The 11,847-nt window shown below is 69.6% G+C and carries 11 protein-coding genes; 7 read left to right on the top strand and 4 right to left on the bottom strand.

What is annotated here, in order from left to right; all coding sequences use genetic code 11:
- Positions 1 to 92: 92 nt before the first annotated feature.
- From TN53_RS46090 to TN53_RS39355, 4 genes are all read left to right on the top strand, one after another.
- Positions 93 to 263, top strand: coding sequence for a Trm112 family protein (locus tag TN53_RS46090; protein WP_078936097.1), 171 nt, complete (start codon positions 93 to 95; stop codon positions 261 to 263).
- A gap of 89 nt (positions 264 to 352) precedes the next feature.
- A complete protein-coding gene (locus tag TN53_RS39365) occupies positions 353 to 1,480 on the top strand; it encodes an SIS domain-containing protein (RefSeq protein ID WP_046263655.1) in 1,128 nt (375 codons plus the stop codon).
- Positions 1,481 to 1,521: 41 nt separating this feature from the next.
- Positions 1,522 to 2,673: a mannose-6-phosphate isomerase, class I gene (gene manA / locus TN53_RS39360; protein ID WP_046263654.1), complete on the top strand. Its 1,152-nt coding sequence runs from the start codon at positions 1,522 to 1,524 to the stop codon at positions 2,671 to 2,673.
- A 116-nt stretch (positions 2,674 to 2,789) separates the two neighbouring features.
- Positions 2,790 to 3,770, top strand: a complete 981-nt coding sequence (locus tag TN53_RS39355; protein ID WP_046263653.1) for a cation diffusion facilitator family transporter — start codon at positions 2,790 to 2,792, stop codon at positions 3,768 to 3,770.
- A 47-nt stretch (positions 3,771 to 3,817) separates the two neighbouring features.
- On the opposite strand, the gene lepB is transcribed toward TN53_RS39355, so the two are convergent.
- Together lepB and TN53_RS39345 are read right to left on the bottom strand one after the other, a co-directional pair.
- A complete protein-coding gene (gene lepB / locus TN53_RS39350; RefSeq protein ID WP_095046975.1) occupies positions 3,818 to 4,498 on the bottom strand; it encodes a signal peptidase I in 681 nt (226 codons plus the stop codon).
- Positions 4,499 to 4,612: 114 nt separating this feature from the next.
- A complete protein-coding gene (locus TN53_RS39345; protein ID WP_046263652.1) occupies positions 4,613 to 6,667 on the bottom strand; it encodes a fructose-specific PTS transporter subunit EIIC in 2,055 nt (684 codons plus the stop codon).
- 470 nt (positions 6,668 to 7,137) lie between these two features.
- Here TN53_RS39345 and ahcY point away from each other — a divergent pair, with 470 nt between their 5' ends.
- Both ahcY and TN53_RS39335 read left to right on the top strand, forming a co-directional pair.
- A complete protein-coding gene (gene ahcY / locus TN53_RS39340; RefSeq protein WP_046263651.1) occupies positions 7,138 to 8,595 on the top strand; it encodes an adenosylhomocysteinase in 1,458 nt (485 codons plus the stop codon).
- Between the two features lie 134 nt (positions 8,596 to 8,729).
- Entirely contained in the window at positions 8,730 to 9,344 is a 615-nt protein-coding gene (locus tag TN53_RS39335) for a hypothetical protein (protein WP_046263650.1), read from the top strand.
- 16 nt (positions 9,345 to 9,360) lie between these two features.
- Here the strand turns inward: TN53_RS39335 and TN53_RS39330 are convergent, their stop codons facing one another.
- On the bottom strand, positions 9,361 to 10,302 hold the full coding sequence (locus tag TN53_RS39330) for an RDD family protein (protein ID WP_046263649.1): 942 nt from the start codon (positions 10,300 to 10,302) through the stop codon (positions 9,361 to 9,363).
- A 130-nt stretch (positions 10,303 to 10,432) separates the two neighbouring features.
- Between TN53_RS39330 and TN53_RS39325 the strand changes: the two genes are divergently transcribed.
- Positions 10,433 to 11,440, top strand: a complete 1,008-nt coding sequence (locus tag TN53_RS39325) for a stage II sporulation protein M (protein WP_046263648.1) — start codon at positions 10,433 to 10,435, stop codon at positions 11,438 to 11,440.
- 105 nt (positions 11,441 to 11,545) lie between these two features.
- Here TN53_RS39325 and TN53_RS48735 read toward each other — a convergent pair.
- Positions 11,546 to 11,847 (bottom strand): hypothetical protein (locus TN53_RS48735; protein ID WP_234441808.1); only part of this gene is annotated, 302 nt, incomplete at its 5' end.

Raw genomic sequence — 11,847 nt, 5'->3', positions numbered from 1 at the left:
CCCCCACACCCACCCCCCACCGGCGGTACCCTGACCAGGCACATCCGCACACGCACACACAGGCATCCGCACAGCCCCCGAAGGGACACCCCATGCCGCTCGAAGCCGGCCTCCTGGAGATCCTCGCCTGCCCGGCCTGTCACGCCCCCCTCGAGGAGCAGGACACCGAGCTGATCTGCACCGGCCAGGACTGCGGCCTGGCATACCCCGTCCGCGACGGCATCCCCGTCCTCCTCGTCGACGAGGCCCGCCGCCCCGCGTAAGCGACCCCTGGCGACCCGAGCCGCAGGTACCGCCGACAACGGCGACCCGCGTGACCGACGAACCCGGCGATCGCAGGAGGCTGCCGCCCATGCTCGACGAATCGCTGCTCGACACCCCCGAGGCCCTCTCGGCGGCCGACCGCCGAGGCCTGCTCCGCGGCGCCGCCGAGGCAGGCGCCCGAGTCCGCACCGCGGCGAGGCACGCCGCCGAGGCCGGCGTCAACGAACTGAAGCCCGACGGCCGCCCCCGCGCGGTCCTGATCGCGGGCCCCGGCGCCGCCGCCATCTGCGTCGCCGATCTCCTCGGCACCCTCGCCGGCGCCGGCAGCCCCGTCATCCGCCTGGCCCCCACCGGCGTAGCCCCCGCGGCCGGCGCCCTGCGCTGGGAACTCCCGGGCTGGACAGGCTCGGTCGACGTGCTCCTGATCGCCACCTCCGACGGCACCGAACCAGGCCTGTCCCTCCTCGCCGACCAGGCCTACCGCCGCGGCTGCACGGTCGTCGCCGTGGCCCCCGCGAGCACCCCGCTCACCGAGGCCGTACAAGGCGCCCACGGCCTCTTCGTACCCCTGGCGACAGCCCCCTACGACGAGGGCGAAGCCCTGGCCGCGTCCGCGCCGGGCATCCTGTGGGCACTGCTCACCCCGCTGCTCGCGATCCTCGACCGCACCGGTCTGGTCACCGCCCCGCCGGACGTCCTGGAGAAGGTCGCCGACCGCCTGGACCACATCGCCGAACGCTGCGGTCCGGCCATCGCGACGTACAGCAACCCCGCCAAGACCCTGGCCGCCGAACTCGCCGACACGCTCCCGGTGATCTGGACGGAAGGAGTCTCGGCCGGTCCGGCGGGCCGCCGGTTCGCCGCCGCCCTCGCCGAACTCGCCGGCCGCCCCGCCGTCGTCGCCGAACTGCCCGAGGCGCTCGCCGCGCACAACGCCCTGCTCGCCGGTCCGCTCGCCGCCAGCGCCGACCCGGACGACTTCTTCCGCGACCGCGTGGAGGAAGCACCGGTGATGCACGCGCGCGCGGTGCTGCTGCGCGACCGTCCCCTCGGCGGTCTCTCCGCCGCTCCCGCCGCCCGTGAACTGGCCCTGAGCCACGACACCCCCATCAGCGAGCTGGAACCGGAGGAGGGCGGCGAACTGGAGACCCTCGCGGAACTGATCGCCATCACGGATTTCGCCGTGGTTTACCTGGCGCTCGCTTCCGGCGCCTGATCATGCTCAGGCCGTTCTGACCGTCGTACAGAAAGAACCCCATGGACCGCCTCGACAACACGATCCGCCCCTACGCCTGGGGTTCCACCACCGCCATCCCCGCACTGCTCGGCGTCGCCCCGAGCGGCCAGCCGCAGGCGGAGATGTGGATGGGCGCCCACCCGGGCGCACCCTCGCGCACCGGACGCGGCACGCTGGTCGAGGTCATCGAGGCCGACCCGGAGCGCGAGCTGGGCGCGGACGCCGTCACCAAATTCGGTCCCCGCCTGCCCTTCCTCCTCAAGATCCTCGCCGCCGGCGCCCCGCTCTCCCTCCAGGTGCACCCCAACCTCGCCCAGGCGAAGGAGGGTTACGAGGACGAGGAGCGCCGCGGGATCCCCGTGGACGCCGGTCACCGCAACTACAAGGACGCCAACCACAAGCCCGAACTCATCTGCGCGCTCACCGAGTTCGACGGCCTGTGCGGCTTCCGCGCTCCTCTGGAGGCCGCCGACCTGCTCGCCGGCCTCGGCGTCGACTCCCTCAAGCCGTACGTCGACCTGCTGCACGCCCACCCCGAGGAAGCGGCGCTGCGCGAGGTCCTGACGGCCGTACTCGGCGCGGACCGCGAGGAGATGACCCATACGGTGACGGAGGCCGCGGCCGCCTGCGCCCGCCTCGGCGACGGGTACGCCCCGTACGCGGACATCGCCCACCACTACCCGGGCGACCCGGGCGTCATCGCCGCGATGCTCCTCAACCACGTCCGACTCCAGCCCGGCGAGGCCCTGTTCCTCGGCGCCGGCATCCCGCACGCCTATCTGAACGGCCTCGGCGTCGAGATCATGGCCAACTCCGACAATGTCCTGCGCTGCGGCCTGACCCCCAAGCACGTCGACGTCCCCGAACTCCTGCGCATCGTCCGCTTCGAGGCCGCCGACGCGGGTGTGCTGCGCCCCGAGGCGTCCCCGGACGGCGAAGAGGTCTACGAGACCCCGATCGACGAGTTCCGGCTGTCTCGGTACGTCCTCCCCGAGGGCGGCGCCGCCCACGACCTCACCCGCGCCACCCCACAGATCCTGCTGTGCACGGCGGGTTCCGTCCGGGCGGGGGAGCACGAGTTGAACCCCGGTCAGTCCGCCTTCGTTCCCGCAGGTGAGAAGGCCGAAGTGACCGGGACGGGCACCGTCTTCCGGGCCACTGTGATCGTATGACCGGGGCTGTGGACACCTGACACACGCCTGTCGGGAAGGGCTGCAACAATGGCCCACCGGCAAAGGACGGGCAAAGGCCTGGACTGCGTGGACGTACGAAGGGACAACGCGAACACATGAGCGCGTCAGGCGGAACCAAGGCGATCGTGGCGGCACTTGCCGCCAACCTCGCGATCGCGGCATCGAAGTTCGTGGCGTTCCTCTTCAGCGGCTCGTCGTCGATGCTCGCCGAGTCCGTCCACTCCCTCGCCGACTCCGGAAACCAGGGCCTGCTGCTCCTCGGCGGCAAGAAGGCCCAGCGCGAGGCCACCCCGCAACACCCGTTCGGATACGGCCGCGAGCGCTACATCTACGCCTTCCTCGTCTCCATCGTGCTCTTCTCGGTCGGCGGCATGTTCGCGGTCTACGAGGGCTACGAGAAGATCAGGCACCCGCACGAGATCGAGCACTGGTACTGGCCGGTGGGCGTCCTCGTCTTCGCGATCATCGCCGAGTCCTTCTCCTTCCGGACGGCCATCAAGGAGTCCAACGGCCTGCGTGGCCGGCAGTCCTGGAAGCAGTTCGTCCGCCACGCCAAGGCGCCCGAACTGCCGGTCGTCCTCCTGGAGGACCTGGGCGCGCTGATCGGCCTGATCCTCGCCCTGGGCGGCGTCGGCCTGGCCCTCGCCACCGGCGACGGAGTCTGGGACGGCATCGGCACCCTCTGCATCGGCATCCTGCTCATCCTCATCGCGCTCGTCCTGGCCGTGGAGACCAAGTCCCTGCTCCTCGGTGAGTCCGCGGGCATCGAAGCGGTCCAGAAGATCGAGGCCGCGATCGTCGACGGCGACGTCGTCACCCGCGTCATCCACATGCGCACGCTCCACCTCGGCCCCGAGGAGCTCCTGGTCGCCGCCAAGATCGCCGTCCGGCACGACGACTCCGCCACCGAGGTCGCGAACGCCATCAACGGCGCCGAGGCCCGTATCCGCGAGGCCGTCCCGATCGCCCGCGTGATCTACCTCGAGCCCGACATCTTCAGCGAGGTCGAGGCCGCCAAGGGCCCCGACCGCGACGCCACCCCCGGGGGACCGGCCCAGCACGAAGCCGGGCACTGACACCCGCCGAAGGGGTCCACCGCAAACCCGGTGGGCCCCCTCGGCTTTCAGCTCTGCAACGCCCAGGGCGGCGCCGGTGGCACCGCGGCCCGCGCCTTCCGCCGTACGACCATGGCGGCGATCCCCAGCCCGACGGCGACCAGCACCAGCACCACGCCGACCATCATCGCCACCCCGAGAGCCGTCGGCACGGTGTAGTCGTCGAGCACCCGCCCCCGGACGGCGGAGTCCGGGAACGTCCCGCCGTGATCGTCGAGGAAGGCCCGCGAGTCACGGGCGTTCGCGCGGTGGTCGCCCAGCAGGAACAGCCGCCCCTCGGGGACCCGCACGTCGTAGGAGGGCGGATAACCGCCGTGGGCGTCCCCGTCCTTCACATACGGCTCCTGAAGCGGCTTCCCGTTCACGAAGACGCGCTCGTCCGCTCCCGCTCCGGTGCAGCACGCCACACGGTCGCCGCCCACACCGACGACCCGCTTCAGCACCAGCCCGCCGGGGCCGTACCTCTCGGGCGCCGACACCACCACGACGTCCCCGCGCCGCACCTCGCCCGCGTCGATCCGCTCATAGACGATCCGGTCACCCGACCCGTACGTCGGCGTCATGCTCTCGCTCGACACCACGGAACCCCCGAAGGTGTACCGCGCGTAGCCGAGGCCACCCAGCCCCGACAGTACTCCGACCAGCCCCACCACGACGGCCGCGATCCCCAGCCTCCGAGCCTTGCCCATCGCTCGCCACTCCCTCCCCACGCGGAACATCCGCGGCGCAGAGAGTAGCGGTCGCCTGTGAACGGACTGTGCGGGCCATGCCCTCGAAGAACGCGGCCCGCACAGTCCCTCCGCCTACCGGATCTCGCCCAGCACCTCCAGGATCCCCCGCTCGTCCGGCGCAGCCGCGAGCCGCTCCCGGAACCTGGTGTCCATCAACTTCCGCGACAGCAACGCCAGAATCCGCAGATGCTCATCACCGGCAGCCGCCTCCGGTACGGCGATCATGAACACCAACCTGGCCCGCGTACCGTCCAGCGAGCCCCACTCGATGCCCTCGGCGGACCGCGCGAACCCGACGACCGGCGCGCTCACCGCATCCGTCTTGGCGTGCGGAATCGCGATCTCCTCACCGAGCCCGGTCGTACCCTGCTCCTCACGCCGCAGCGCGGTCGCCACCAGCTCGTCCACGTCCGCGACCTTGCCGGTCCGCGCCAGCAGCCCGGCCATCTCCCGGACGGCGGCCTCCTTGTCGACCGCATCGAGCTCGACCTTCACGGTCTGCTCGGTGAGATACCCGGAGAGGACCTCCGTGGTCGCGACGGGCGCCGCCACGGACTCCCGCACGACCTTCTGCGCTACGACGGCCCCGGCACCCGGTGCCCCGCCCGCGCCCGCTCCGACCAGCACCGGCTCGGGCCCGACCGCCGGCACTCCGACGACCGCCTCGCCGCGCCGCCTCCGCTCACTGACGTCGACAAGGGCGACCGTCGTGAGCGCGGTGACGACCGTTCCGATCACCACGGCCACGAAGAACATCGGCACACCGCTCACCGCACCCAGCACCGCCACGATCGGCCCGCCGTGCGGCACCGCGTCCTCGACCCCGGCGACCCCGGCGACCGCGCCGGCCACCGCGCCGCCCAGCATGTTCGCCGGGATGACCTGCGCGGGCCGCGCCGCCGCGAACGGGATCGCACCCTCGGAGATACCGAAGCAGCCCATGAAGAGGGCGGCGAGCCCGGTCTCCCTCTCCTGCTCGGTGTAGAGCCGCTTGCGTATCAGCGTGGCCAGGCCCTGACCCAACGGCATGACCGGGATCGCGGCCGCGCACATGCCCATGACCGTCTGATTGCCGGTCGCGATGAGACCCGCGCCGAACAGGAACGCCGTCTTGTTGACCGGCCCACCCATGTCGAACGCGATCATCAGCCCGAGAATCGCGCCGAGCAGGATCGCGCTCGTGCCCGTCATCCCGCTCAGCCAGTCGGTCAGGTGTTCGAACACCCAGGAGATGGGCTTCCCGATGACGTAGATGAAGAACAGCCCCAGCGCCGTGGTCGCCACGATCGGGATCACGATGATCGGCATGATCGGCTGCACGAACCTGGGGACCTTGACCTTCTTGATCCACAACACCAGATACCCGGCGAGGAACCCGGTCACGATCGCCCCGATGAACCCGGCACCCGCCTTGGAGTCGTACAGCGAACCGGTGTTGGCGATCCAGCCGCCGATCATGCCGGGTACGAGGGCGGGGCGGTCGCCGATGGCGTACGCGATGTATCCCGACAGGATCGGCACCATCAGCGTGAAGCCGATGACACCGATGTTGTTCACATCCATCCAGAAGGAGTCCTTCGGGATGACCAGACCACCCGACGGGTCCGTGTGTCCGCCGAGCGAGAGCGAGATCGCGATCAGCAACCCGCCGACCACCACGAACGGGATCATGTAACTGACCCCGTTCATCAGCGCCTTGTATCCGGCGCTGCGCTCCCTGCCGCCACCCGCACCGGTCGCGGGCGCGCTCGCCCCGTCCGGCTGGTGCACGGGCGCCGACCGCACCTGCTCGATCAACTGCTCGGGATGGTGGATCCCCTCCGCCACCCCGACGGTCAGGACCCGCTTGCCCACGAAACGGCTCAGGTCCACATCCTTGTCCGCGGCGACGATGATGCCGTCCGCGGTGCTGACATCGTTGTCATCAAGTACGTTTTCGGCCCCGATGGACCCTTGCGTCTCCACCTTCATGTCGATGCCGCGGCTCTCGGCAGCCTGCGCGAGCTTCTCGGCTGCCATGTACGTGTGCGCGATGCCGGTCGGGCAGGCGGTCACCGCGAGCAGCTTCAACCGCTTCTGCTCGCCACTGCCGCCGCCCGTGGGGGGAGGGCCGGCCGGATTGGTCACGTCGATCTCCTAACGCCATTGTTCGCACGGAACGCCGTCCCGGACGCTCCGCAAGATCGATCAGCTGTTCCCGATCCCTTGCATCCTGCAGCACATGCCGCCCCACTCAAAGGTTCAAAAGTCCCGGATTGTCATGGCCTGTTGGCTCCTGGTCCGGCGATCGTGGGTGTCCTGTTATCGATGGCGTGGCCACCCCGGCCCCCTCTCGTAGCTGCCTCGTGATCGGCTCGATGTGTTCGGAGGTGGACTGGGGGCGCCCGGGCGTACCGGTGTAGCTTGGGACGGAGCCAGACGTCGCTGCTGATGGCGGTCGGGCGATCCCGATGCGGATCGACCGAGGGAGAGAGGGCCTCCGACGGACTGCGCTGCGCGCACCGGGCATGCCTGTGTCCTCTTTCGGGCACCCCTGTGTCCGCCGCCGCGCAGACCAGCCGTTTCCACCTCGCCCCAACCTTGAGGAGCAGCCCGTAATGACGACTGTCGACAGCCGACAGGACTTCAAGGTCGCCGATCTCTCCCTGGCCGAGTTCGGCCGCAAGGAGATCACCCTCGCCGAGCACGAGATGCCCGGCCTGATGGCGATCCGCAAGGAGTTCGCCGCCACCCAGCCGCTGGCCGGCGCCCGCATCATGGGCTCGCTGCACATGACCGTGCAGACCGCCGTCCTGATCGAGACCCTGGTTGCCCTGGGTGCCCAGGTCCGTTGGGTGTCCTGCAACATCTTCTCCACCCAGGACCACGCGGCCGCCGCCATCGCCGTCGGCCCGAACGGCACGCCCGACGACCCGCAGGGCATCCCCGTCTTCGCCTGGAAGGGCGAGACCCTGGAGGAGTACTGGTGGTGCACGGAGCAGGCGCTGACCTGGCCGAACACCCCCACCGGCGGCCCGAACATGATCCTGGACGACGGTGGTGACGCCACCCTCCTCGTCCACAAGGGCGTCGAGTACGAGAAGGCCGGCAAGGTCCCCTCGGTCGACACCGCCGAGAACGACGAGCACCGCGTCATCCTCGAACTCCTGAACCGCACCATCACCGACGGCTCCCAGAAGTGGACCCAGCTCGCCTCCGAGATCCGCGGCGTGACCGAGGAGACCACGACCGGCGTCCACCGTCTGTACGAGATGCAGCGCGACGGCGTCCTCCTCTTCCCGGCGATCAACGTGAACGACGCCGTCACCAAGTCGAAGTTCGACAACAAGTACGGCTGCCGTCACTCCCTGATCGACGGCATCAACCGCGCCACCGACGTCCTCATCGGCGGCAAGACCGCGGTCGTCTGCGGCTACGGCGACGTCGGCAAGGGCTGTGCGGAGTCCCTGCGTGGTCAGGGCGCCCGCGTCATCGTCACCGAGATCGACCCGATCTGCGCCCTGCAGGCGGCGATGGACGGCTACCAGGTCACGACCCTCGACGAGGTCATCGACAAGGCCGACATCTTCATCACCACGACCGGCAACAAGGACATCATCATGGCCGCCGACATGGCCAGGATGAAGCACCAGGCCATCGTCGGAAACATCGGTCACTTCGACAACGAGATCGACATGGCCGGTCTCGCCAAGATTCCCGGTATCGTCAAGGACGAGGTCAAGCCGCAGGTCCACACCTGGAAGTTCCCCGACGGCAAGGTGCTGATCGTCCTCTCCGAGGGCCGCCTGCTGAACCTGGGCAACGCGACCGGTCACCCGTCGTTCGTGATGTCCAACTCGTTCGCGGACCAGACGCTGGCCCAGATCGAGCTGTTCGCGAAGCAGTCGGAGTACCCGATCGGTGTGTACACGCTGCCCAAGCACCTGGACGAGAAGGTCGCCCGCCTCCACCTCGCCGCGCTCGGCGTGAAGCTGACGACGCTGCGCCCGGAGCAGGCCTCCTACATCGGCGTCGACGTCGAGGGGCCGTACAAGCCGGACCACTACCGCTACTGAGCACTCTCCTCAGCGGCAGGACCTTCGAGGCAGGCCCCCGCACCCCCGTGCTGGGGGCCTGCCCCTTTGGCCGCTGCGGCCCGGCCCGTCCGTGCCGCTATGCCCGGACCAGCCCGTCAAGACCCAGGACCCCCATGCCCCGCGGCCGCTATTCGCTCCATGATCCGCACGATCACACCCCCCTCGCAGAAGAGCACTTCCACTGCGCCCCCGGCCCCTCCGGCTGGCGCTACGTCGCCCAGCTGACGAATCCCGCGGGCGACCACTCCGGCTCCGTCGACCTGGCCCTTGACGAGCTCGGCCGCCCCATCCGTCTGGAACTCCACGCCGCGGGCTGGCAGGTACGCGGCGCCGCTCTCGACGGCGTCACCTGGGTCCGTACGGACCCCAGCGGGGCTCACGCCACGGAAGGCAATGTCCCCGCCCACGCCTTCACCGGCACATCCCCCGCATTCCTCATCGCCACCACCCGGCTCCTTCGCCTCACCCCTTCCACATCAGCCACCCGCGTACGACTCGTCGCCTTCACGGATCCGGTCCTCGCCCCGCGCACCGTGGACCAGTCCTGGGCGCTGATGAAAAGCGAAGCACACGCCACTGACAACGGCCCCCTGACCGTGGACGAATACCAGGTCACAGCCCTGGACACGGGCGAGCAGCACACCGTACACATCGCCGGGGACGTGGTCCTCTCGGCTCCCGGCATCGAGTTGGAAGACCTCGAATCGCCGCCGTCCGTCTTCGTGTGAGCAGGGGCGCTACGGCTTACGCAGGAGGCGCGAATCCGCTACCAGGACGCTCAGGCGACGGCGTCTCCCGCGTCTCACTGGGCCCGGCACCGGGTGCCGGAGGCTGAGGCGCCGCAGCGGAGTTGTAGAAGGGAGGCGGCGCAGCGGTAGTCGCAGTCGGTGAGAGCGAAGGCGGCTGAGCAGGCTGCGTTCCGTACGCCCCCGCCGACCCGTTCCCGAAAGCGCGCCGAGCCTCCCGGGCTTGCCGCTCCTGCACCACGGCCGCGAGATACGCCGCCGGCGGAACGCCCTGTGGCGCCGGGGTCCCCGTACGCGCTGCGACGTCCGCGGCGAGCCGCTCGGCCATCGCCCAGCCGACCTGCGGGTCCAACTGCTGCATCCGCCCCAGGTACTGCCGGATGGCGAGCCACAGCCCGTCCGGAACGGCCGACAGGTCCAGACCGGAGAAACGCCCGGCCAGCCAGGGCGGCGGCGGAGGCAGGAACCCCGTATGCGCGACCGGAACCCGCTCCCGTACGACCAGAGTCCCCGCGAACACGTCCCCGAGCCGCCGCCCCCGTGCCGAAACGAGCGACGCGACACAGGCGACGACCCCGAACGTCAGCAGGATCTCGATGACGCCGATCCCACCGCGCACCAGCGCATGTCGGAACCGGATCGGTCCGCCGTCGTCCCGGACCACACGCAGCCCGAACGCCATCTTCCCGAGCGAGCGACCGTGGCTGAGCGTCTCGACCGCGATGGGACCACCCACCATGACCAGCACGAACGCCGCGAGAGACACCGCGAACTGGGCCGCCTCGTCCAGGGAAGCCGTGGAAGCCACCAGCGCGATGGTCACGAGCACGTAGACGATCACACCCACCAGCAGATCGAGCAGTACGGCCAACGCCCTGCTCGGCAGCCGAGCAGGACGCAGCTCCAGCGCCACCGCCTCGCCCGTCACCAGCTCACTCACGTCCGCCGTCCTTCCCCTGGCCCGCCCTGAGAACGGCCAGTCTGCCAAGCTGAGGGCGCATCGCACCGCAGTACGACAAGCTGACACCCACGACGAGTCGCCGACGAGCAGCCGAGGAGCAGCCGAACCGATGGATCTCGACGTCTTCGTCTCCGCTCACCGAGCGGAGTGGGATCGGCTCGATGCCCTGCTCCGACGCCAGCGAAGGCTGACCGGCACCGAGGCCGACGAACTCGTCACTCTCTATCAACGCACGGCCACCCACCTCTCCCTGATCCAGTCCAGTGCCCCCGACCCACAGCTGACGGGTCGGCTCAGCCAACTCGTGGCACGCGCGCGTAGTGCCGTGACAGGCACCCGCCGCGCCTCCTGGCGCGACGTCACGCGCTTCCTGGCGCACGGCTTCCCCGCGGCGGTCTACAGAGCACGTCATTGGTGGGTCCCCACCGCGCTTCTCTCCACAGCCGTGGCAGCCGTCCTTGGCTGGTGGATCGGGATCCACCCGGAAGTACAGGCCACCATCGCGGCCCCCAGCGAACTCCGCGAGCTCACCCGCCCGGGCGGGCAGTACGAGTCGTACTACTCGAGCCACCCCGCGGCCTCCTTCGCCGCCCAGGTCTGGACGAACAACGCGTGGGCCGCCGCGCAGTGCCTGATCCTCGGCGTCTTCCTCGGCCTCCCGGTCCTCTGGATCCTTTTCCAGAACATGCTCAACCTCGGCGTCGGCTTCGGCCTGATGTCCTCGGCAGGCCGCCTCGACACCTTCCTCGGTCTGGTCCTGCCCCACGGTCTGCTGGAGCTGACCGCGGTGTTCGTCGCCGCGGGAACAGGCATGCGTCTCGGCTGGACCGTCATCGACCCGGGCCCACGCACGCGTCGAGCCGCCCTCGCAGAGGAAGGCCGAGCGGCGATCGGCATGGCGATCGGCCTGGCCCTGATCCTCTTCGTCTCCGGAGCCATCGAAGGCTTCGTCACCCCGTCCGGCCTGCCCACCGGGGCACGCATCAGCATCGGCGTCGTCGCCGAACTGGCTTTCCTGGCGTACGTCTACGTCCTCGGCGGGCGTGCTGCCCGCGCCGGAGAATCGGGCGACGTCGCGGAGGCCGAACGCAGCGCCACGGTCCCCGTGGCGGCCTGATGTGCGTACGGGGCTGCTGAGCTGCTACTGTCCTCTTCGCCCCGCAGGAACCGTTGACACGGAGAGAGCGGGGAGGTAGATTCAAACAGTTGCCTAGAACTGGATCTAGTGCCGGTCGGCAACAGTGAGCGTCTGTCTGCTTCTTGAAATCTCTTTTTTCGAAGAAGCCCCTCCCGATGATTCGGAAATGAGCGCCCGGTCAGTCCGGCCCGGAACTTCTGATAAAGTCGGAACCGCCGGAAAGGGAAACGCGAAAGCGGAAACCTGGAAAGCGCCGAGGAAATCGGAACCGGAAACGGTCTGATAGGGTCGGAAACGCAAGACCGAAGGGAAAAGCCCGGAGGAAAGCCCGAGAGGGTGAGTACAAAGGAAGCGTCCGTTCCTTGAGAACTCAACAGCGTGCCAAA

Origin of the sequence: Streptomyces sp. WM6386, from assembly GCF_000972385.1 — a bacterium.
GTDB lineage: Bacteria > Actinomycetota > Actinomycetes > Streptomycetales > Streptomycetaceae > Streptomyces.
This window is presented reverse-complemented; position numbering and strand designations above follow the sequence as displayed.

Bases quoted from the DNA above. Each gene is read 5' to 3' on its own strand.
- TN53_RS39355 (WP_046263653.1), top strand. From the start codon at position 2,790: ATGAGCGCGTCAGGCGGAACCAAGGCGATCGTGGCGGCACTTGCCGCC.
- TN53_RS46090 (WP_078936097.1), top strand. From the start codon at position 93: ATGCCGCTCGAAGCCGGCCTCCTGGAGATCCTCGCCTGCCCGGCCTGT.
- TN53_RS39335 (WP_046263650.1), top strand. From the start codon at position 8,730: ATGCCCCGCGGCCGCTATTCGCTCCATGATCCGCACGATCACACCCCC.
- lepB (WP_095046975.1), bottom strand. From the start codon at position 4,498: ATGGGCAAGGCTCGGAGGCTGGGGATCGCGGCCGTCGTGGTGGGGCTG.
- TN53_RS39365 (WP_046263655.1), top strand. From the start codon at position 353: ATGCTCGACGAATCGCTGCTCGACACCCCCGAGGCCCTCTCGGCGGCC.
- TN53_RS39325 (WP_046263648.1), top strand. From the start codon at position 10,433: ATGGATCTCGACGTCTTCGTCTCCGCTCACCGAGCGGAGTGGGATCGG.
- ahcY (WP_046263651.1), top strand. From the start codon at position 7,138: ATGACGACTGTCGACAGCCGACAGGACTTCAAGGTCGCCGATCTCTCC.
- manA (WP_046263654.1), top strand. From the start codon at position 1,522: ATGGACCGCCTCGACAACACGATCCGCCCCTACGCCTGGGGTTCCACC.